Raw genomic sequence first — 21,648 nt, forward strand, 5'->3', positions numbered from 1 at the left:
CACCTCACCCGGGGCGGGGCTCCGGGTCGGACCCGACGTCCGGCCCGGCGCCCCGCCCCGGACGGGAACCGGCAACCGTCACCGACGTCGAGCGGGTGTTCCGGACCGAGTACGGCCGGGCGGTCGCCGTCCTGATCCGCGTCTTCGGCGACATCGACGTCGCCGAGGACGCGGTGCAGGACGCGTTCGCCACCGCGATCCGGAGCTGGCCCGCCGACGGCACACCGCCGAGCCCGGCCGGCTGGATCATCACCACCGCCCGGAACCGGGCGATCGACCGGCTCCGCCGGGAGTCCACCCTGCCGGACCGGCATGCCCAGGCCGCCCTGCTGCACGCCACCGACGCACCGGCGTCCTACCCCGGAAGCGGATCGGACGAGGAGGGTCCCGTGCGGGACGAACGGCTACGCCTGATCTTCACCTGCTGCCATCCGGCGCTCGCCCCGGCCGCCCGGGTCGCACTGACCCTGCGACTGTTGGGCGGACTGAGCACCGCACAGATCGCGCACGCCTTCCTGGTCCCCGAACCGACCATGGCGCAGCGGCTGGTACGCGCCAAAGGCAAGATCCGGGCCGCCCGGATCCCGTACCGGGTGCCCGCCGAGGCCGACCTGCCGGACCGGCTCCAGGCCGTACTCGCCGTGCTGTACCTGGTGTTCAACGAGGGATACATCGCCAGTTCGGGCGAGCGGCTCGGCCGGACGGACCTCGCCGTCGAGGCGATCCGGCTCGCCCGGCTGCTCGCCGACCTCATGCCCGACGAACCGGAGGTGCTGGGGCTGCTCGCCCTGATGCTGCTGGTCGAGTCGCGCCGGCCGAGCCGCACCGACCCGGACGGCGGACTGGTACGCCTGGCCGAGCAGGACCGTACCCGCTGGGACCGGCAACTCGCGGCCGAGGGGCAGGCCCTGGTCCGGCGTTGCCTGCGGCGCGACCGGCCCGGGCCGTACCAGATCCAGGCGGCGATCAACGCGGTGCACAGCGACGCGCCGACCGCCGCCGAGACGGACTGGGGCCAGATCCTCCGGCTCTACGACCACCTGCTGGCGCTCGCCCCGAGCCCGGTCGTGGCGCTGAACCGCGCGGTCGCGCTCGCCGAGGTCGCCGGGCCGGCCCCGGCACTGGCCCTGGTCGACGACCTCGACCTCGGCACCTACCACGTCTTCCACGCCGTCCGGGCCGACCTGCTGCGCCGGCTGGGCCGCACCGCCGAAGCCGCGCTCGCCTACGACGCGGCCGCCGCGCTGACCCGCAACGCGGTCGAGCAGGACTTCCTGCGCCGCAGCCGCCAGACACTGGGCGGCACCGGCTGACTCGACCACCGGCCCACCTCCACCCACCGACACCCCGCCTCTGTGGGGTGTCTCGGGTCAGCTCGCCGGGGCGGGTGACGCCGCTGGACGGCGGAGGTCGTCGACCTCCACCACCTCGCGACCGAGCGGCCAGAACGCCGCCGGGACCAGCTTGAAGTTGGCGATACCGAACGGGATTCCGATGATCGTGACGCAGAGCGCGACCCCGGCGACGATGTGCGCCAGCGCCAGCCACCAGCCGGCCAACACCACCCAGAGCAGGTTGGCCAGCCCCGAGCCGAGCCCGGCACCGGGCTTCGCCACCAGGGTCCGGCCGAACGGCCAGAGCGAGTAGTACGCCAGCCGCAGCGCGGCGACTCCGAACGGGATGGTCACGACCAGCACGAAGCAGATCAGGGCCGCGATCCCGTACCCGATGGCGAGGGCGATGCCGCTACCGAAGATCAGCCAGAGCAGGTTGAGCACGAATCGCACCATGCCCCCATCGTGCGCCCTCCGATCAACCCACCGCGACGTAACCGGAGCCTCAACCCGCCGCGACGTAACCGGAGCCTCAACCCGCCGCGACGTAACCGGAGCCTCAACCCGCCGCGAGGTAACCGGAGCCTCAGACCGCCGCGAGGTAACCGGAGCCTCAGACCGCCGGCACGTAACGGGATTCTCAAACCGCCGCACGTAACCGGAGTCTCAGACCGCCGGCACGTAGAGGGCGTCGATCTCGGCCCGCAGCGGCAGCGAGACCGAGGCACCGAGCCGGCGTGCGCAGGCGGCACCGGCCGCACTCGCCCAGCGCACCGCGTCGACCGGCTCCCGGCCCTCGCCCCAGGCCACCGCGAGCGCACCGGTGAAAGCGTCACCGGCCCCCGTGGAGTCGACCAGGTCCACCTTGACCGCGGGTACGTGCACGGCGGTGCCGTCGCGGTCGCCGTACCAGGCGCCGTGCCGGCCCAGGGTCAGCACCGCGCGGGGCACCACGGCGAGCAGCGCCGCCGGATCCTCCCGGCCGCACCCGGTGATCGCCCGCGCCTCGGCCTCGTTGACCACCAGCAGGTCGACGGAGTCCAGCAGCTCGACCGGTACCGGCTGGGCGGGCGCGGCGTTCAGCACCACCCGGGTACCGGCGGACCGGGCCGCCCGAGCCGCCTGGGTCACCGTGCCGACCGGAATCTCCAACTGCGCGACCAGCACGTCCGCCTCGCGTACGGCGGTCAGCTCGCTTTCGGTGAGCCCGGTGAACGCCGAGTTGGCGGCCGGGGTGACCACGATGGTGTTCTCGCCCTCGGCGTCGACGGTGACGACCGCCACTCCGGACGCGCCGTAGACCACCCGGACCCGTTCGGTGTCCACCCCGGCGGCCGAGATCCGGGCCTTGAGCGTCACGCCGAACGAGTCCGAGCCGATCGCGCCGAGCAGTGCCCCGTCGGCACCGGCCCGGGTGGCCGCGATCGCCTGGTTGGCACCCTTACCGCCGGCCACCATCACGAAATCGGTGCCGAAGACGGTCTCACCGGGCTTCGGCAGGACACCGGTGGTGACCACCAGGTCCATGTTGGCGCTGCCCATGACTACGACCCGCGGCCGGCTCACCGGCAGCACCTCCCGTTTCGGCGACCGCCCGAGTCTAGAACCGGCCGTTACCGGCGTCGTCTGGCAGGCTGCCAGACATGGGACAGATGCCGATCGGAGTGATGTACCGCTGTGACACCGCCCCGGAGCAACTTCCGGCGTACGCCCGGCTGGTGGAGCGGCTGGGCTACGACGAGCTGTGGGTGGTCGAGGACTGCTTCTTCGGCGGGGCGGTCTCCAGCGCCGCCGTCGCCGCGGCGGTGACCGACCGACTGAGGATCGGCATCGGCATCCTGCCGGCGGCGTTCCGCAATCCGGCGCTGGCCGCCATGGAGCTGGCCAACCTCGCCCGGCTCTTCCCCGGCCGGATCCTGCCCGGATTCGGGCACGGCATGCCGGACTGGGTCCGCCAGGTCGGTGCCGACCACCCGTCGCCGCTGGCGGTACTCGGGGAGACCGTCGCGGCGGTGCGCGCCCTGCTGGCCGGGGAGCGGGTCACCGTCGCCGGCCGGCACGCCCGGCTGCGCGAGGTGGCGCTGGAGTTCCCGCCGGAGCAACCGCCCCCGATCTCGACCGGCGTACGCGCCGAGAAGTCGCTGCGGCTCTCCGGCCGGGTGGCCGACGGCACCATCCTGGCCGAGGGGGCCAGCCCGGCGTACGTGCGCTGGGCCCGGGGGTTGATCGACGAGGGGCGCCGGGAGGCCGGCCGTACCGACGACCACCGGCTCACCGTCTACGCCCACCTGGACTTCGACGAGGGCCGGGCCAGCGCCCGCCGCGAGTTCGCCGCCCAGCTCGCCGGCGGCTGGGCACTGCCACCCGCCGACGCCGACCTGGCCGACGAGATCACCGCCATGCTGGCCGGCGCGTCCGGTGCCGAGGCGCTGGCGGCGGCCCTGCCCGAGCACCACCTCGACCGGTTCACCGCGGCCGGCAGCGCCGAGCAGTGCGCGACGGCGGTGACCCGGCTCCGGGAGGCGAGCGCGGACGCGGTGGTCTTCGTCCCACCCCGCGACGCCCAGTCCGCGGTCGCCCAGATCACCCTGGCGGCCGAGACGCTGCTCCCGATGCTCCGCGCCGCCACCGCCCGCTGACACCCGCCCACCACCGATCCGCCACCCTTCACCTGGACATCAGATGCGCTACGCGTGCGCCGTAACGCCTCTACCGTCCAGGTGAAGGGCTGGCCACCCTCGACGGCGACCGCCCGGCCGACGGCCACCCGGCCCGGTGGGCAGGGCGGCCCGGTGGGCAGGGCGGGCCCGGTGGGCAGGGCGGCCCGGTGGGTGGGGCGGCCCGGTGGGCAGGGCGGCCCGGTGGGCAGGGCGGCCCGGTGGGTGGGTGGTCAGGCGGCGCGGGCGGTGAAGCGCTCGCCGGAGTACTCCACCACCAGCGGTACCCCGAAGGTCTTGGAGAGGTATTCGCCGGTGACCGTCTCGGCGAGCGGCCCCTGCGCCACGATGCCGCCCTCGCGGATCAGCAGGGCGTGGGTGAAGCCGGGAGGGATCTCCTCCACGTGGTGCGTGACCAGCACCATCGCCGGAGCGTCCGGGTCGTGGGCCAGCCCGGCGAGTCGGGCCACCAGGTCCTCCCGGCCGCCGAGGTCGAGCCCGGCCGCCGGCTCGTCGAGCAGCAGCAGCTCCGGGTCGGTCATCAGCGCGCGGGCGATCTGGGTCCGCTTCCGCTCGCCCTCGGAGAGGGTCCCGTACCGGCGGTCGGCCAGGGGCAGCACGCCGAGCTGGCCGAGCAGGGCGTTGGCCCGGGCCTCGTCCAGCTCGTCGTACTGCTCGCGCCAGCGGCCCACCACCGACCAGGCGGCGGTCAGCACCACGTCCCGGACCCGCTCGTCGGCCGGTACCCGCTCGGCCAGCGCCGCCGTGGTCAGCCCGATCCGGGTACGCAGCTCGGCCAGGTCGGTGCGCCCGATGCGCTCGCCGAGCGCGTGTACCAGGCCGGTGGTGGGGTGCAACCGCCCGGCCGCCAGGTTGAGCAGTGTCGTCTTGCCCGCGCCGTTGGGCCCGAGGACCACCCAGCGCTCGTCCGGCCACACCCGCCACGTCACGTCACGCAACAGTGGAGTGCCGGAGCGCAGTACGCCGACCCCGTGGAAGTCGATCACCACGTCCGGGGGTACCGGTGCCGGGGAGCCGGCGTCGGCGGAGATGGAAACCGGATCATCACGCACCCGACCATCCAACCACGCAGCGCCGTTCCCCCCACGAGCAGCGTCCGGGCCGTAGGGTGGGGCGCCGTGTCGTATGTCACGTTGCCGGGAGGTGGGGCGTGCCGGCGGTGATCGAGATCGACGGTCTGCGCAAGACGTTCACGAGCCTGCGCCGGGGCAGCCGGATCGCGCTGGACGGCTTCGACATGCGCGTCGAGCCGGGCCAGGTGCACGGCTTCCTCGGCCCGAACGGATCCGGCAAGACGACCACGCTGCGTACGCTGCTCGGCCTGGTCCGCGCGGACGGCGGCCGGATGGCCCTGTTCGGCGAGCCGGCGCCGCACCGGCTGCCCGCCGTGGTCGGCCGGTTCGGGGCCATCGTGGAGAGCCCGCAGTTCTTCGGCAACTTCAGTGGCCGGCGCACCCTGCGGCTGCTCGCCGTCGCGGGCGGGGTGCCGCAGACCCGGGTCGACGAGGTACTGGAGCAGGTCGGGCTGCGGGACCGGGCCGACGAGCGGGTGAAGGCGTACTCGCTGGGCATGAAGCAGCGGCTGGCGGTCGCCTCCGCCCTGCTCAAGGAGCCGGAGCTGCTGATCCTGGACGAGCCGGCCAACGGGCTGGACCCGGCGGGCATCCGCGAGATGCGGGACCTGATGCGCGGGCTCTCCGCCGCCGGGGTCACCGTGCTGGTCTCCAGCCACATCCTGGGCGAGATCCAGCAGATCTGCGACCACGTGACAATTATCTCCCGGGGCCGCCGGGTGGCCGCCGGTCCCGTCGAGGCGGTGCTGGCCGGCTTCGACCACCGCGAGTTCCGGATCCGGGTCGCCGACGGCCAGCCCCGGGCGGTCGAACTCGTCCGGGCGGCCGGGCTGCCGGTGGCGGTACACCCCGACCATCTGGTGGTGTCCGGGGTCGACGATCCGGCCCGGATCAGCCGGGTCCTCGGCGAGCAGGGCGTCTGGCTGCGCGAACTGACCCCGCTCACCCCTGACCTGGAGAGCGTCTTTCTGGAACTCACCGGCACCCGGCCCCGTCCCGGGGTGCCGCGCCAGGTCGACGAGTCGGTGCTGCCGGACGCCCCGGCGGACGCGCCGATCGAGATCACTGTCCGCACCGACGACAGGAGGGCAGAGCCGTGAACCTGGTACGCGCCGAGATCGGCCGGCTCGCCGCACGTCGCTTCGTACAGCTCATGCTGGTGCTGCTGGTCACCGCGTTCGGGGTCACCGTCGCCACCACGCTGGCCGGCTCGCACCAGCCCACCGCGGTAGAGATCAGGGTGGCCGAGGCGCGGGCCGAGCAGCAGCGGGCGGACGCGCGGCTGTGGTACGCCGAGTGCCTGCGGGCCGAACGGGCCGGCGTACCCGACCCGGAGGTGCGGTACCAGGGCGACTGCGGGGACGTCCATCCGGACCGGATCGACGCGTCCGACTTCCTGACCGGGGTCTTCGTCTTCGACCGGCAGATCCTCGACCTGACGTACTTCCTGATCGCCTTCCTCTGCCTCTTCGGCTTCCTGGTCGGCGCCTCCTACATCGGCGCGGACCTCACCTCCGGCGGGATGACCAACCTGCTGCTGTGGCGTCCACAGCGGATGGTCGTACTCGGCACCAAGCTCGGCACCCTGCTCGGCGGCGTACTGGGGCTGTCGGTGGTCGCCTCGGCGGTCTACCTCGGCGCGTTCCGGCTCATCGCGGAGGTACGCGGCCTGCCCGGCAGTCCGGGCAGTGCGTTCTGGACCGACCTGGCCGGTGCCGTCACCCGAGGGCTGTTGCTGGTGCTGATGGTCACCGCGCTGGGTTTCGCGACGGCCACGCTGGGCCGGCACACCTCGGCGGCGCTCGGCGTGGCGGCCGGGTACGGCGTGCTGTGGGAGGTGGGCGGCCGGATCGTGATGGGCATCATCGACGTCGCCCGACCGGACCGGCTGATGCTGAGCAGTTACGTGATCGCCTGGGTCGGTGGCGAGATCCGGCTCTGGGCACTGGCCGGCGACTGCGCCCCGGTGCCCGGGTCGGGCTACTGCGACCGGTCGTACTCGATTCTCTGGCCCGCCGGGCTCGTCGTGCTGCTCGGGCTGACGCTGCTGGCCCTCGGCGGCGCGTTCGCCGCCTTCCGCCGCCGCGACCTGGCCTGACCGCTCCTGGACAGCCTGACCGGTCGGGACAGCCTGATGTCCTGGACAGTCGGAACAGCCTGATCGGTCGGGAAAGCCTGACCGGTCGTGGACAGCCTGATCGGTCCGGACGGCTGGGCGGGGGCCCCGGTCGCGCCCCCTGCCCAGCCCCCTGACGTCAGACCCGGGTGACCCGGATGGCGTCCGCGATGACCAGTCCGGTGCCGCCGGTCCACCGGCTCACCGCCACCTTGTCCGCGTCACCGGCGGCCAGCGTGAAGGTGCCCAGGGTCCGCCACGCACCACCGCCGGAGCGCTGGTCGACATAGACGGTCCGGTTGCCGGTGGTGGTGGCGATGATGTACGGCGCCGCGCTGTTGTAGCCGGGGTCGGCCGGATACCAGGCGTCCACCCGGTAGCTGCCGGTCTCCGGGACGGCCACCTTGTACCAGGCCGGGTCGCTCGACTCGACCGGGTCCCCGAACCGGTAGTCCGCGCCCTGCTTCTGGGACGAGTACGCCGAGATACCCCAGTTGGCACTGGCGGTGAACCGGCCGGCGGTGGAGTTGTCCACCGTCTGCGACCAGCCGCCGGGCGGCGGGGTCGAGCCGGTGACGAGCTGCATGTAGTAGGTCCAGTTCCAGTGCGGCCCCGGGTCGGTGTGGGTGGCGCCCGGGACCTGGTTGTGCCCGATGATCCGGGACCGGTCCTTCGGGATGCCGTACCGGTCGCAGAGGTGCCGGGTCAGCGCGGCCGAGGAGCGGTACATCGCGTCGGTGAACCAGGAGGGCTGGGTGACGTAGCCCTCGTGCTCGATGCCGATCGACTGGGTGTTGTAGGTCCAGTTGCCGGCGTGCCAGGCGACGTCCTTCTCCCGCACCGACTGGGTCACCGCGCCGTCCGAGGAGCGGATCGTGTAGTGGGCGCTGACCTGCGCGGCCGGGTTCTGGAACCAGCTGATCGAGCCGGCGTACGAGCCCTGGGTCACGTGGATCACCACGTAGTTGATCGGGTACGTCGACTCGCGGTTCGAGACGGTGAAGTTGGCCGAGTGCGCCGGTGCCCAGGCCGCCGGCCCGTAGTCGGTGCTCATGATGCCCATCCCGCCGGGACTGCCGAGCGGGGCCACGTCGCGCAGGGCTCCCCGGTCCGGGGCGACCTTGCGGGCGGGCACCCGTACCGGCCCACCGGTGGTGGTGGCGTCGATGCCGGTGCCGAGCAGCTCGTAGACGGTGTCGGCGTAGAGCCGGGCGACCGCCGGGGTGCTGGCGCCGCCGTACCGGACGACCTGGCCGTACCAGCGGTTCACGTCGCGGCGCTGCGCGGTGGTGAGCCCGGCGGCGTCGGCGTACGACCGCAGCACCGCCGCCGCACCGGTGACGTTGGCGGCGGAGTCGGTGCGCAGGGTCTCCCGGCCCAGGCCGGTCAGCGCGACCGCCTCGTCCAGGGTGTGCAGCTTGGGGTTGCTGGTCAGGTGCATGACGCCGTACCCGCCGGAGGCGCTGGGTGCCCCGGCGTGCCCGTCGAGGTGCGTCTCGGCGTAACCGAGCGCCACGAGCAGGTCACGGGGCACGTCGTACCTGGTCGCCGCCGTATCGAAGGCGGCGGCCAGCGGTCCGGTCACCGTGGCCGGGGCGGGTGCGGCCGGCAGGTCGACCGGAGCGGATGGTCCGGCCAGCGCTGGCTGACCGGTGAGGCCGATGGTGAGGGACGCGATCAGGGTGGCGCCGAGCAGGTGGCTCGGACGCGACTGGGGGTTCCGTTCGGTCACCGTCACTCCTCTGCGGAGCAGAGACGTCCCGGGAATCGGGACGCCGGGTGGCCGTACCGTATAGCCTCACATCTGTCTATGTCGAGACCTTGCACCCAACCGACAGGTAATGAAAAATATCTACATGACCGCGCGACGGGTGCCCCGGGACGACACCCTCGGGTGCGGCGGATCAGCCGAGCGTGGAGCCGAACACCTCGTCGCGGACGGCGTCGAGCGCCACCCGGAGGGCACCGCGCAACACCGGCTCGTCGGTCAGCTCGGTCGGCACCACCCGGGGCGTGACCAGGGTGATCGCGGCGACCTCGTGCTGCACCCGCTCGGCCAGCGCGGTGCCACCGGCCTGGCCGACCTCGCCGGCCAGCACCACCAGCGGCGGGTCGAGCACCACGCAACTGCTGGCCACCCCGAGCGCCAGGCGCCGGGCGACCTCGTCGAGCACCGGCCCGCCCTCGGTGCCGGCCGCGATGGCGGCCCGGATCGCGTCCGCCGCCGAGCCGGCCCGGAAGCCGTGCTCGCGGGCCACCGCGCGGACCGCGTCGGAGCCGGCGAGCTGGCCGAACGCCGGCTTCGCCCGCCGGGAGGCGTCCCGGGGGATGGGCGCGCCGGGCACCGGAAGGTAGCCGATCTCGCCGGCCGCGCCGGTGCTGCCGTGGTGCAGCCGGCCGTTCAGCACGATGGCCAGGCCGACGCCGACACCCAGCCAGACCAGCACGAAGTCGTCCACCCCGCGCGCCGCACCGGACTCTGCCTCGGCGACCGCGGCCAGGTTGACGTCGTTCTCGAAGACCACCGGGGTGTCCAGGTCCTCGCGGAGCGCGGCGAGCAGGCCCCGGTGCCAGCGGGGCAGGTTGAACGCGAAGGTGATGTCGCCGGTGGCCGGGTCGACCAGGCCGGGCGTGCCGAGCACCACCCGGCGTACGGTCGACAACTGGGCTCCGGCGTCGCTCGCCGCCTGCACCACCGCGTTGTGCACCACGCCCACCGGGTCGTCGGTGTCCCGGGTGGACTGCTCGACCCGGCCGATCACCTCGCCGGTGATGTCGGCACAGGCCGCCACCACCCGGTCCGGCCCGACGTCGACGCCGACCACGTGCGCGGTGCCCGGCCGTACGGCGTAGAGCTGCGCGTTCGGGCCGCGCCCGCCGGCCTGCTCGCCGACCCGGCTGACCAGTCCGCGCTCCTCCAGGCGTTCCACGAGTTGGGACGCAGTGACCTTGGACAACCCGGTCAGCTCGCCCAACTGCGCACGGGTGAGCGGCCCGCGCGCGAGCAGCAGCTCCAGCGCCGCCCGGTCGTTGAGCGCGCGGAGCAGGCGGGGTGTACCAGGTAGCCGGGTGCTCGCCATGCAATGTCCCTCTTGTTTAAGAAGCTTTCCTAATAGCTAGGCTAACCTTCGTGGGAGTAGCCGTAGCGTAATGGTCCGGTGCGGCCGGAGTGTTAAGCCGATCCGGTAGCGCTTGGCTGCGAGATGGTCCACCCCGGTGCGACACTCGGAGCCGGGAAAAGGGCCGAAGGGGGAGGAACGTGCCGACCGATCCAGGAATCCGCCGGCTGGCGCTGGGTACGCTGCTCGCCGCCTTCCCCGGCACCAGCCCGCCCGGCTGGGCGCTCGACCTGCTCACCGAAGGGCTGGCCGGGCACACCCTGTTCGGCCGGAACATCGAGCACCCCGACCAGGTCGCCGCCACCAGCGCCGCGCTGCGGGAGGCCCGCCCGGACGTACTCATCGCGATCGACGAGGAGGGCGGCGACGTCACCCGGCTGGCGCACGCGACCGGCAGCCCGTACCCGGGCAACGCCGCGCTCGGCGCGGTGCACGACGTCGGACTGACCGAGCGGGTCTACCACGCGATCGGCAACGACCTGATGGCGGTCGGGGTCAACCTCAACCTCGCGCCGACCGTCGACGTCAACACCGCCGACGACAACCCGATCATCGGCACCCGGGCGTTCGGGGCCGACCCGGCCCAGGTCGCCATGCACGCCGCCGCCGCGGTCACCGGGCTGCAGTCCGCCGGGGTGGCCGCCTGCGCCAAGCACTTCCCCGGGCACGGCGCCACGGTCGCCGACTCCCACCTCGAACTGCCCACAGTGGACGTACCGGTGGAGTTGCTCCGGGCCCGCGACCTGCCACCCTTCGCGGCGGTGATCGACGCGGGCGCCAGGGCGATCATGACCGCGCACATCCGGGTACCCGCGCTCACCGGCGACGACCCGGCCACGTTCAGCTCCGCCGTCCTGGCCGACCTGCTCCGCGGCGAATACGGCTTCACCGGAGTGGTGCTGACCGACGCGCTGGAGATGAAGGGCGCGGCGGTGGCCGCCGGTGGCGTCGGCCCGGGCGCCGTCCGGGCGCTGGCCGCCGGTGCGGACCTGCTCTGCATCGGCGCGCAGGTCGACGCCGAGCTGGTCGAGCTGGTGGTCGCCGAGATCGTCGCCGCGCTGCGCGACGGCCGGCTCGACCTCGCCCGGGTCGAGCAGGCCGCCGAGCGGACCGCCGCGCTCGCCGCGTGGACGCGGGCCGCCGCGCCGGTCCGGGCCGCCGGAACAGACCTCGGGTACGCCGCCGCGCGGCGCGCCGTCCGGGTCGAGGGCAGCCTCGACGGGCTCACCGCACCGCTGGTGGTACAGGTCTTCAGCGCCTCCACGATCGCCGAGGGGCGGGTGCCGTGGGGGCTCGGGCCACACCTGAACGGCACCGAACAGCTCCGGGTCGTCGCCGCCGAGACCGACGCGGAGATGCTCCGGGAACGTGCTGCCGGGCGGCCGATCGTGCTGGTCGGCCGGCACCTGCACCGGCTGCCGGGCGGGCCCGAACTGGTCGAGACGCTGGCCGGCAGCCATCCGGTGACCGTGGTCGAGATGGGCTGGCCCTCCGGCTGGCGCCCCGCGGGCGTACGCGCCTTCGTCACCACGTACGGCGCCAGCCACGCCAACGGCCGCGCCGCCGCCGAAGCCCTCCACCTAACCCGCCCGCGCTAACCCCCACCCCCAGCCCCCTCGATCGGGGATTTCGTCGGGTGACCCAACGGGTTTCCCGGTGCTGCCGGAGCGGGTTGTCCACCGGGGTGTGGTTGTGGTTGTGGTTTCGGAGGGTTCCGGCGGGCGGCCGAGACGCCTAGCCATATCGAGACTGTTCTAGGCCTGTAGCAAGACCGGCGCGGTGCCGCCAGCCGGACCCCTTCACCTGGCCGTCCGGGATCGGCTCCGAGCGCATCGGGCGAGCTGCCCTTTCCCGGGGACCGGTATCCGGGCGGCCAGCAACGTTGCGATCTTCTGCCGTGGTTCCAGCCGCCGACACAGACCCACCCCTGCGCCTTATCGCGACGCCGTTCGAGCTCTCCGACAAAGACCGGGAGCCTCTGCCGGTCGCTGGGATCACGACCGGCCGCCCCGCGGTTGCCGTCGAGGGCATTCTGCGAGGCGGCCGGGCTACCTACAAGGTGACTTGTCGGCGAGTAGCCATCCTGCTGACGGTTAACGTGATCGCGAGCATTCCGACCATCGCCGCGAGAAGAAGGGTTTGGTTTTCGAGCCACCAAGCGTCCCGCTTCCAACGCACCAGTTCGTAAGCCAGAACACCAAGGATTGGCACCAGAAGAAGCACACTGGCCACAATCGATATCCGCGCATCAAATGCCGCACCCACGACGGCTGCCATGAGCCAGACGGTCACGATGACTGTCTGGTCAAACCCGCCGGCCCATCCGTTGAGCGGATTAGGCGTCATGATCGCCACAGCCACCGCTGCGCAGACGAGCCAGGTCCATGGTCGCGTGACACGTGGTTGACGCGTACCGAGCAACGGAAGCATCGTCAGCGCGGCCAACACGCATGCCCACGTCGGAAAGTCCACGGCCTGGTGGACAACCACCTGGAGAAGGGACCCGCTTACCTCGACCCCCGTCCATTGCTCCACGTACAACTGGTTGTGCACTACGGAGTACCAGAGGTCAGCGACGAAAGCGCTGATGGTCATGGCAAGTGCGAGGCGGTAGCGGGCCCACGCCGCAGCCGCCAACGCGAAAAGCCATATCGCCGGCGTGACCAGGCTCCCGGAAACCACGTCGGTGGAGGACGTGCCGGGCAGCAGCAGCCACGAGCGCCACAGGACGGGCATGGCCGTAAGGGCGATGCCACACGCGAGGAGGGACAGCGCGGTCAATCGCAGCGCGGAGTATCGCACTGCGGCCCGGGAGCGGAGCTGGTCTATGCCGGTGCGGGCCCGCAGGCCTCCCACCAGGAGCGCCAGGGACTCCCGAAGGCTCGGGTGCCTCCGATCCGTCTCGCCCACAGCCAGCAGCGTTTCCAGCATCTCGTCGGCCCGGTACTGCCGATAGGCCCGAGGGTACGCGCGCAGCAGCCACCGGTAGCGGCGCTCCGGGCCGGTCATGCCAGCGCCGTCCGCACCGTCGTAGCCCTCGACACACCGGAACGGGTTCGAACGACCCGAGCCGCAGCCGCCATCCGTGCTGCCTCCTCACGCAGTGCGGACAACCCACGCTCGGTCAGCTCATACGTGCGGCGGGCACGGCCGTTGACCACCGTCTCCTCGGCTACTCGCACCATTTCCTCGCCGCTGAGTCGGTCCAACGCCGCGTACAGGGTGCCAGTCGTCAACCGCACCCGCCCGCCAGACAACTCCTGCGCCCGCTTGACGATGGCGTAGCCATGTAACGGTTCGTCCTGCAAGGCGGCGAGGATGAAGTACGTGGGCTCACGCATCGCCGCGAAGGATTTAGTCATGCCATCAACATAAGCAGATGATCGACGTATGCGTCAAGGAGCCTGGGCCCTGGCGGGCAGCAGCGCCAACCGAGCAAACTCCGCGCCATCGTCGCCACCGGCAACTCGATCCGCACCGTCATCTGGCACCTACTCGCCGACCCCACCGCCCGCTACCACGACCTCGGCACCAACTACCACGACACCCGCTACCACCAACGCCTCCAACACAACCTCATCCACCAACTCGAACGCATCACCGGACAGCAAGTCACCCTCACCACCCGCATCGACGCCTCCGCCACCTAACCAACCAGGTCACAGCCAACCCAACCCATCGCGGCTACACCGCGATGCTGCCGCCTGCCCACCCACTCAACATTTTCGAGTCAGCCGACGAGTGGACGTTCGATCTGTTACGCGTGCTGGATCGTTGCGATGTCAGGCGCGAGACTCGCGCAGGACCTGCCACTGCCTCCAGACGAGTTCGGGCTCGAGGTCTGCGTAACCGCGGCCGCGTTCGAGGTTCTTCGCATCGGCGTGGGTCATCATCATGCAGACACCTTCGCTGGTGAGGCGCTCCACCTCTTCGCGACGGAGGCGCCGGCCAACCTTCTCCTCGGCGGCGGTGAGTAGGGCCGCCAGTGGGGGAACGAACACGGGTCGAAGTTCGCCCCGCGAATCTGCCTCGCCTCCCTCGGCGCCCAGACGCCAGGTGCCAAAGGGGTTGTGGCAAGCATGGCCCGGCGGATAACCGTCATCGGGCCAGCGCTCCAAGCGGCGGCGAGGGGTATCCAAGTCGGGTGTGAAGGTGTCGCCGCTGACCAGCACCGGGTCTTCCGCCAATTGATATACGTTGAGCGAGCCAAGGAGTTGATTGGCCTCGGACGGTGGGGCCTCGACCTGCGCATCCGGCAACCCAAACGCGTGCATGCCGCAGGATCGCGACACACCGCGGTCCTGTAGCACGATCACGGCGCAGTGGTAGAGCATCCACGGGTCGCCGCTTTCGAGACTCCGAATCCAGCGTGCGACGGGCCAGCCCAGCTTCGACTGCTCGAGTCGCACTCCCAGCGCTCCAGCGTCGCCCAGCGCGGCGATCAGCATCGCCACTTCTCCCGCCGCGGCACCGAGGTACACCGGCAGATCCAGGACCAGCGCGCTGCCCGCCCCTGCGACATCACGCTGCTCCTCCGCCGACATCGTGCCGTAACCGAACGCCTCGCCGAACGAACCGTCGTTCTCCACCCACTCCGCCAGCGCGCGAAAGCCGAGGGTCTCCGATGTGAGCAACTGGCCGTCCAGCGTCAGACCGGAACGTCCGAGCAGGCCTTGCCACTGAACCATCGTTGCTGCAGTCCCTGGGACGAAGAGCCGCGCACCGTACACAAGATCGCCAGTCATGCAGCGGAGGGTAATACTCCGCTGCGCGCTGCTGAGGTCACGTGTCAAGTTGCGGGCGCCGCCTGACAAGGCCCCATGCGCAAGCTGCACGCGAAACGCCCACGTCGGGCGGCACTTCTGCCGGGCCCTCCGGTACGGCGCTCAGGGTGGGAAGTTCGATATTGGCTCCTGCTCGGTCGCGGTTGACTCAGCGGGCTGTCGTGACTGGGGCGTCACCGCCTCGCGCAGCTCGGCGGTGGCCTCGGCGACGAGTCGGGAGAGGGTTGCCTCCGGATCGGCCAGCCAGCGGGACGTGGCGCGCCGGTGGATCGCCAGCACCACGTCGATGATGAAGCGCGCCTTGCCGGGCTCGACGCCGCGGCGCTCGATCGCCCGCGCCAGCGCGTCGGCGATGTCGGCGAGCTTGATCAGATCGCGTTCTGCCAGTGCCGGGTTGGCGGCGATCACTCTGGCGCGGCGCAGCAGGAACTCGCGCGGGCCAAAGATCTCCTCGGTGGCTCTCAGTGCGGCGAGCAGCGCCTCGATCGGCGTGAGACCCGGGTCCGCCGCCTCGACCTGCGCGACGAGGTGGGCTTCGAGCTCGTTTCCGGCGAACAGGACTTCCCGCTTGTCCGGGAAGTAGCGGTAGAAAGACCGCTCCTTCAGACCGGCGGCGCCCGCGATCTGTGCGACCGAGGTGCGCTCGAACCCCTGCCTCTCGAACAGCTCGAGCGCCGCGCGCTCGAGCCGGCCCTGTGCGTCGGACTCCCATCTCGGCATATCCACCAGAGTACGACAACAGGAGCTGTCATCACAGTGCTACGGTCTATGACAACAGATGCTGTCATTGATTGGAGAAGTGCTGTGCGGGCTCTTCAGTTCGACCGGTTCGGACCGCCAGACGTGATCGTGCTCCGCGACGTTGCGATACCGGAGCCGGAACCCGGCCAGATCCGGATCGCCGTCCAGGCGTGCGGCCTGACCCCAGCCGACTGGCACGTGGTCGATGGTCTCCTCGCCGACCATCTGCCACCGCTGCCGCGCGGGCTCGGCTTCGAGATCGCGGGCACCGTTGACGCGCTCGGCGAAGGCGTTACCGGCGTCGAAATCGGCGACCGCGTGTTCGGCCCGGCCACCTTCCACGGCCCCACGGCCGGCGCCGCCGAGCACGCGTTGATGGCAGCCTGGGCACGCATCCCCGACGGTGTCACCGCCCAGCAGGCCGCCGCGCTGCCGATGGCGGCCGAGACCGCGTGGCGCGCACTCGACGACCTCGGCGTCCAACCGGGTGAGCTGCTGCTCGTCCACGGCGCCGGCAGCACCGTGGGTGAGGCGGCGGTGCGCTTCGCTCTGCACCAGGGCATTCGGGTGATCGCCACCGCCGGGCGGACCCGGGCCGCCGCACTGAAAGAGATCGGCGCCCAGGTGACCACCTACGGCGACGGCATGGCCGAACGCGTCAGCGCAATGGCCGCAGGCCGCGTCGACCGCGCCCTGGACGCGGCCCCGACCGGCGGCCGGATCGACCGCGCTGATCAGCCCAGCCCGGCCGGCGGCTCGCTACCGACCCTGATCGAGCTGACCGGCGACCCCGACCGGGTCCTCACCGTCTCGGACTTCGCCGCCGCGGCCGAGCTCGGCGCCCGAATCACCACCGAGATCAGCTACGACCGGATGGACGAGTTCGCCCGGCTCGCAGGCGAAGGCATCCTGGTCATACCGATCGCCCGCACCTACACGCTCGACCAGATCCAGGAAGCGGCCGAGCTCAGCCAGTCCCGCCGACCCGGCGGCAAGCTCATGCTCGTCCTGTGAGCGCCCCGCCATCCCCCGGAAAGACGTACCTCCAGGAGGAACAGGGCCAGCCTCCAGGAGGAAAGGCCAGGCCACTCCTCCTCGTCCGGAGCATCAACTTCAGTGTCGGCGCATCGCGCCGGACCACAAGAACGGCTCACCCACCATTTGATTGAAGTGGCCGCACGCCGTTCAAGAGGCGCCGCTTCCGGCCGAAACTGTCCCGCCGGCAGAAGGCGGTCAACCGGACCCACACGAAAATCCGCGCTCGTGGCGAACGAGCCATCGCCACCGCTCAAGACCTAATAGGACCCGAACGGCCGCCGTCGACCTCGGGACCCTGCCGAAGCCGGGGTGGATTCCTACTCAAGACTCTGGTCCTAATAGGACCCGAACGGCCGCCGTCGACCTCGGGACCCTGCCGAAGCCGGGGTGGATTCCTACTCAAGACTCTGGTCCTGTGAGGCCTCTTTCCAGGCTTGGTACGCCCTGTCGAGTGCACGGTCGTGTGGTCGGACGGCGGCCGTTCATCCCAGCGGTTGTCTCGATTGCCGCCGCACGTTCGCAACAGGCCCATGCACGACTGGCACTGCGGGGTGGATAACTTCACGCCGGTCAGCATGGTTACTTCTTCGTGGTTCGAGCCCGCCAGCACGATGCACCCCTCACTTACCGGGAGCCGTCGAGCTCTACACCAAGACGGGAGCCGTGCTGGTCGTTGGGATCGCGAAACGGCTCATCGGAGGGTAGGCCACGAGCCTCGCTATTAGGGCGCCGCGCGTTCCCGTCAGGGCTCTGACCCGGGACGATATGAGATGTTCGAGGATACGGGAGCAGCTTTGGGCAAGATGTTCTGCGGAATCGACTGGGCCGAACGGCACCACGACATCGCGCTGGTCGACGAGCACGGCGAGTTGGTGGCCAAGAAGCGCATCCATGAGACGGTCGAAGGTTGGCAGCAACTGCTGGACATGCTGGCCGACGCCGGCGACAGCGCCGAGAACCCGATCCCTGTGGCGATCGAGACACCACGCGGGCTGCTGGTAGCGGCGTTGCGGGCCAGTAGCCGGCCCGTCTACGCGATCAACCCGATGGCTGTGTCCCGCTACCGGGACCGGCACAGCGTCTCGCGTAGCAAGTCCGACCACGCCGACGCGGTGATCTTGGCGAACATCCTGCGCACCGACGCCCACGTCCACCGCGCCTTGCCAGCTGACACCGAACTCGCTCGCGCCATCGCCGTCCTGGCCCGCGCTCAGCAGGACGCGACCTGGCGGCGCACCAAGGCCTCTAACGAGCTTCGCTCACTGCTCCGCGAGTACTACCCGGCGTTCCTCGACGCTTTCATCAACCGCAAGGACTACCTGACCAGCAGCGACGCCCGCGCGGTCCTCGCCCTCGCCCCAACGCCGGCAGCCGGGGCCAAGCTGAGCAAGGCACGCATCGCCGCGGCGCTGCGCCGCGGCGGCCGCCAACGCGGTATCGACACCCTTGCCACCGAGATTCAGCAGGCACTACGGGTGCCACACCTACGACAACCGCCGATGATCGAGGACGCGATGGGCACCACCGCACTGGCGTTACTGGCCACCCTCAACACCGAGTGCACCAACGTCGCTCAGCTCGGCGAAGCCTGCGCCCAAGCATTCACTCAACACCCCGACTACCAGATCATCACCAGCTTTCCCGGCCTGGGTGACCTCACCGGCGCCCGAGTCCTGGCCGAGCTCGGAGACGACCGCACCCGCTTCACCGACGCCCGCGCCGTCAAGGCCTACGCCGGCTCCGCACCTGTCACCCGCGCCTCCGGACGGAGCATCTCCATCACTCACCGGCGCGTCAAGAACGACCGCCTCGCTGCCGCCGGCTGGGTCTGGGCATTCGTCGCCGCCACCAACTCACCCAGCGCACGTGAGCACTACAAACGACGCCGGGAAGTCCACGCCGACCGCCACGCCGCCGCCCTACGCCACCTCTTCAACCGGCTCATCGGCTGCCTACATCAATGCCTCACAACACGCCAGCTCTACGACGAGACCAAGGCATTCCCCACCCGAACCCCAACCCCCGCTTGACCTTTACAGCGATCGGAGGTCTGGAAAATCCTGGCCAAACGGTACGCGACCCGATCCGCACCCAGTCACGATCCCGAGTGGCTCAGCTGGGCCTCCGAGGCGTAGAGCCGCCGCCCGTGCCGGCCCACCCGCTCGGCCCGGTACATGGTGTCGCCGGCCCGACGCAGCGCGTCCCGCCGGTCACCTCGACCAAGCCTGGCCGGGCTGCGGTCGTAGGTCCAGTAAACAGGTAGCCGCGATCCGGGTGATCCTGCGGACTCCGCATCCACGTTGCTGGGTCGGCACGGAGCCGCGGTGGCGGCCGGGCCAGTAGCAGCAGGTGAACCCAGAGAAATACAGGCTAGGCTCGAAATATGCGGTTCGAGTATGGCTCGGCATACGATGACGACGCCGCGAACGAGGGTCGCCCCGTACGCGAGATCGAAGCGGAACGGCGGCGCGACCTGATACATGCCCACGCACATGCCGACGGCCCGCGATCCGCGGCCCGATACGCCAGGCTTGAGTACCTCCGGTACTCGCCCGACAGCGAGAGCCGTCAGATCCTCGTAATGACCGGCAAGCGGAGCTGGGGCGAACTGGACTTCGATCTGTGCCGGCGCTGCCGGCGGGGGCACGTCTGGGCCCTGGGCCTCCTCGCCGTCATGCACGGGCAGGGGTGGGAGATCCGGATGCTGCAAATGGCTCGGACCAAGGCGCCGGACGACTACCGCTGGACCCGCAGCGGGGAAGCGTCACGGTCGAAGGAGTTTTGGGACCACCTTCCCCCTGAGCTGAGCGGTGAGCCCGAGGATCTGTGCGCGCACCTGCCCTGCGTCCCGAGCCGGCTACGGGAGGTACGGGCGTGCGTCCGGTACTGGCGACTAACCGGGTCGCTCCACTGGCCGGACTCTAAGGAACGTCGCGCATTCCGACTCAGGAAGGGTGCCGGCGACAGTCCCGCAACATAGGTCTGGACTCACGAGATCACCCGCGACGACGCCGGCACAGGGCCGGGCCCAAGAGGCGGGCAGGCGCCCGCGACGCGTCGGACGCGGCAGCACCCCGGGGGTTAACACCGGCCGTCCGAGACTGCCGCAAACCGGGTCGCGATCACCGCACTCGACAAGTACCGACCATCGGATGTCTTGATCCCTACCAGGTCGCATCCGCCAAACGGGCACTTCGGACGGGTCCGCCGCAGGCTTGTCGCGGTAGGAGTGAACACGTAGCGTTACTGACACCGCGAACGGCGTCACCACTTGGACCTCGGCCTGGGAGAGGACGCGGACCGTGGACCCCGGGCGCGGGTCCACGGTCCGCGGACAGCGCGCACGCATCACACCCGGGACCGGCGACACCGGGGCGAGGGTCGGCGCGGGGACCAAGGCGCGCCCGTCGGGCCGGCCCGAGGCATTGACCGAGGCCGGGCTTCATTGACGAACGTCGGTGGGGCGCTTATCGTGGTCGCAGGAAAGCGCTTTCCTGCCTCCGTCCGTTCCGTACCGGCCTCCCGGGCGGAGGCACCACCACCCCGAGCGCACCGCGCACTCCCCCACCCGTCTCCACCACGCCCGCGTCGCCCGGGCGGCGACGCGTACCGAGAAACCGAGATCGCAGATGACACCTCGACGCCTCGGCGGCCCGCGCCCCGGAGCCGCCTCCGCACAGACCGCCCATCGGCCCCCCACGATCCCGTCCCACCCCGCCACCCGGCGGAGTCCGGACGCCCGGCACCGGTCCAGGCTCGCCGCCGGGCTGGTCGGGGTACTCGCGCTGGCCTCCCCCGGCGCCGCCGGGCCGGCCCAGGCCGGGCCGTTGGACCGGACCGCTCCGGCGGGCAACGCGACGATCCTGTGTACGGACGCCCCGATCGGGTTCGCCTCGGTCAACGCCCTCGGCTTCAACGGCACCACCGGTGGCGCGGGCGGACCGACGGTGACCGTGACCACCGCCGCCGCGCTGGAGGACTACGCCGGGCGACCCGGGCCGTACATCATCCGGATCTCCGGCCGGATCCCGCTCGACGACATGGTGACCGTGGTGGCGAACAAGAGCATCCTGGGTGTCGGCAGCACCGCCGAGATCACCGGCGGCGGCCTCCAGATGGGCTCCACCACCCGGCCCGGCAACAACGTGATCATCCGGAACATCCGGTTCACCGGCGCCGAGGACGACTCGATCAGCGTCACCAACAAGGCCCACCACGTCTGGATCGACCACAACGACCTCTCCGACGGCTACGACGGCCTGCTCGACATCAAGCGGGAGTCGGACTACGTGACGGTCTCCTGGAACAGGTTCCACAACCACAGCAAGTCGTCGCTGGTCGGCCACTCGGACACGTACACCGCCGACGTCGGGAAGTTGCGGGTGACGTACCACCACAACTTCTTCGACGGTACGGATCAGCGGCATCCCCGGGTGCGGTTCGCCGACCCGGTACACGTGTTCAACAACTACTACCGGAACAACGCGCTCTACGGCATCGCCTCCACAGAGGACGCCGGCCTGATGGTCGAGGGCAACTACTTCGAGAACGTGGCGCACCCGATCTACGTCGGATACGACAAGAGCGGCCCCGGCCGGGTGGTGGAGCGCAACAACATCTACGTCAACTCGGGTACCCCGCAGACCGCCGGCACCGTGGTCGAGCCGCGGGGGCTCTATCCGTACAGCGTGGATCCGCCGGCCAGCCTGCCGGGCACGGTCTCCGGTGGGGTCGGGGTGGGCAAGGTCTGTGGCTGAGGGCCACC

General features: G+C 71.0%; 17 protein-coding genes and 2 pseudogenes. 10 read left to right on the forward strand and 9 right to left on the reverse strand.

The window, feature by feature from the left end:
* Nucleotides 1-95 precede the first annotated feature (95 nt).
* The gene (locus ACQEVC_RS01300; RefSeq protein ID WP_432872540.1) at nt 96-1,313 is read left to right on the forward strand and encodes an RNA polymerase sigma factor; all 1,218 of its coding nucleotides are present in this window, start codon (nt 96-98) and stop codon (nt 1,311-1,313) included.
* Nucleotides 1,314-1,370: 57 nt separating this feature from the next.
* Here the strand turns inward: ACQEVC_RS01300 and ACQEVC_RS01305 are convergent, their stop codons facing one another.
* Together ACQEVC_RS01305 and ACQEVC_RS01310 are read right to left on the reverse strand one after the other, a co-directional pair.
* Complete coding sequence (locus ACQEVC_RS01305; RefSeq protein WP_432872543.1) at nt 1,371-1,790, reverse strand: YccF domain-containing protein; 420 nt, start codon at nt 1,788-1,790, stop codon at nt 1,371-1,373.
* A 210-nt stretch (nt 1,791-2,000) separates the two neighbouring features.
* On the reverse strand, nt 2,001-2,900 hold the full coding sequence (locus ACQEVC_RS01310) for a ribokinase (protein ID WP_432872545.1): 900 nt from the start codon (nt 2,898-2,900) through the stop codon (nt 2,001-2,003).
* Between the two features lie 77 nt (nt 2,901-2,977).
* On the opposite strand from ACQEVC_RS01310, the gene ACQEVC_RS01315 reads away from it, so the two are divergent.
* Complete coding sequence (locus ACQEVC_RS01315) at nt 2,978-3,973, forward strand: LLM class flavin-dependent oxidoreductase (RefSeq protein WP_432872548.1); 996 nt, start codon at nt 2,978-2,980, stop codon at nt 3,971-3,973.
* A 251-nt stretch (nt 3,974-4,224) separates the two neighbouring features.
* On the opposite strand, the gene ACQEVC_RS01320 is transcribed toward ACQEVC_RS01315, so the two are convergent.
* Complete coding sequence (locus ACQEVC_RS01320; RefSeq protein ID WP_432872550.1) at nt 4,225-5,064, reverse strand: ABC transporter ATP-binding protein; 840 nt, start codon at nt 5,062-5,064, stop codon at nt 4,225-4,227.
* Between the two features lie 98 nt (nt 5,065-5,162).
* On the opposite strand from ACQEVC_RS01320, the gene ACQEVC_RS01325 reads away from it, so the two are divergent.
* On the forward strand, nt 5,163-6,185 hold the full coding sequence (locus tag ACQEVC_RS01325) for an ATP-binding cassette domain-containing protein (protein WP_432872553.1): 1,023 nt from the start codon (nt 5,163-5,165) through the stop codon (nt 6,183-6,185).
* Nucleotides 6,182-7,183, forward strand: a complete 1,002-nt coding sequence (locus ACQEVC_RS01330) for an ABC transporter permease subunit (RefSeq protein WP_432872555.1) — start codon at nt 6,182-6,184, stop codon at nt 7,181-7,183. The genes ACQEVC_RS01325 and ACQEVC_RS01330 overlap by 4 nt, the downstream gene beginning before the upstream one ends.
* Before the next feature lie 157 nt (nt 7,184-7,340).
* Here ACQEVC_RS01330 and ACQEVC_RS01335 read toward each other — a convergent pair whose 3' ends face one another.
* Both ACQEVC_RS01335 and ACQEVC_RS01340 read right to left on the reverse strand, forming a co-directional pair.
* Nucleotides 7,341-8,264, reverse strand: coding sequence for an N-acetylmuramoyl-L-alanine amidase (locus ACQEVC_RS01335; protein WP_432890938.1), 924 nt, complete (start codon nt 8,262-8,264; stop codon nt 7,341-7,343).
* Nucleotides 8,265-9,105: 841 nt separating this feature from the next.
* Nucleotides 9,106-10,281, reverse strand: coding sequence for an ROK family transcriptional regulator (locus ACQEVC_RS01340; protein ID WP_331207298.1), 1,176 nt, complete (start codon nt 10,279-10,281; stop codon nt 9,106-9,108).
* Between the two features lie 179 nt (nt 10,282-10,460).
* On the opposite strand from ACQEVC_RS01340, the gene ACQEVC_RS01345 reads away from it, so the two are divergent.
* Nucleotides 10,461-11,918, forward strand: coding sequence for a glycoside hydrolase family 3 protein (locus ACQEVC_RS01345; protein ID WP_432872558.1), 1,458 nt, complete (start codon nt 10,461-10,463; stop codon nt 11,916-11,918).
* A gap of 454 nt (nt 11,919-12,372) precedes the next feature.
* Here ACQEVC_RS01345 and ACQEVC_RS01350 read toward each other — a convergent pair whose 3' ends face one another.
* The 4 genes from ACQEVC_RS01350 to ACQEVC_RS01365 form a co-directional block, all read right to left on the reverse strand.
* Nucleotides 12,373-13,329, reverse strand: a complete 957-nt coding sequence (locus tag ACQEVC_RS01350) for a hypothetical protein (RefSeq protein WP_432872561.1) — start codon at nt 13,327-13,329, stop codon at nt 12,373-12,375.
* Nucleotides 13,326-13,682 carry a PadR family transcriptional regulator gene (locus tag ACQEVC_RS01355; RefSeq protein WP_432872564.1) on the reverse strand — a complete coding sequence of 119 codons (357 nt, stop codon included), beginning with the start codon at nt 13,680-13,682 and terminating at the stop codon, nt 13,326-13,328. Before ACQEVC_RS01355 ends, ACQEVC_RS01350 begins: the two co-directional genes overlap by 4 nt.
* Nucleotides 13,683-14,102: 420 nt before the next feature.
* On the reverse strand, nt 14,103-15,065 hold the full coding sequence (locus tag ACQEVC_RS01360) for a hypothetical protein (protein WP_432872567.1): 963 nt from the start codon (nt 15,063-15,065) through the stop codon (nt 14,103-14,105).
* Between the two features lie 141 nt (nt 15,066-15,206).
* Nucleotides 15,207-15,824, reverse strand: a complete 618-nt coding sequence (locus tag ACQEVC_RS01365; RefSeq protein ID WP_432872568.1) for a TetR/AcrR family transcriptional regulator — start codon at nt 15,822-15,824, stop codon at nt 15,207-15,209.
* Between the two features lie 48 nt (nt 15,825-15,872).
* Between ACQEVC_RS01365 and ACQEVC_RS01370 the strand changes: the two are divergent.
* The 5 genes and pseudogenes from ACQEVC_RS01370 to ACQEVC_RS01390 all read left to right on the forward strand — a co-directional run.
* Nucleotides 15,873-16,127: pseudogene (locus tag ACQEVC_RS01370) on the forward strand (alcohol dehydrogenase catalytic domain-containing protein); the annotation flags it as partial.
* Nucleotides 16,128-16,220: 93 nt separating this feature from the next.
* Nucleotides 16,221-16,859 (forward strand): zinc-binding dehydrogenase, encoded by a 639-nt coding sequence (locus ACQEVC_RS01375; RefSeq protein WP_432890941.1) that lies wholly within the window; start codon nt 16,221-16,223, stop codon nt 16,857-16,859.
* Nucleotides 16,860-17,014: 155 nt separating this feature from the next.
* A pseudogene (locus ACQEVC_RS01380) lies at nt 17,015-17,131 on the forward strand (IS5/IS1182 family transposase); the annotation flags it as partial.
* 522 nt (nt 17,132-17,653) lie between these two features.
* Nucleotides 17,654-18,913, forward strand: coding sequence for an IS110 family transposase (locus ACQEVC_RS01385; protein ID WP_432872571.1), 1,260 nt, complete (start codon nt 17,654-17,656; stop codon nt 18,911-18,913).
* A gap of 1,599 nt (nt 18,914-20,512) precedes the next feature.
* The gene (locus tag ACQEVC_RS01390) at nt 20,513-21,640 is read left to right on the forward strand and encodes a pectate lyase family protein (RefSeq protein WP_432872574.1); all 1,128 of its coding nucleotides are present in this window, start codon (nt 20,513-20,515) and stop codon (nt 21,638-21,640) included.
* Nucleotides 21,641-21,648 lie beyond the last annotated feature (8 nt).

Origin of the sequence: Plantactinospora sp. CA-294935 (assembly GCF_050936445.1) — a bacterium.
Lineage (GTDB): Bacteria > Actinomycetota > Actinomycetes > Mycobacteriales > Micromonosporaceae > Plantactinospora.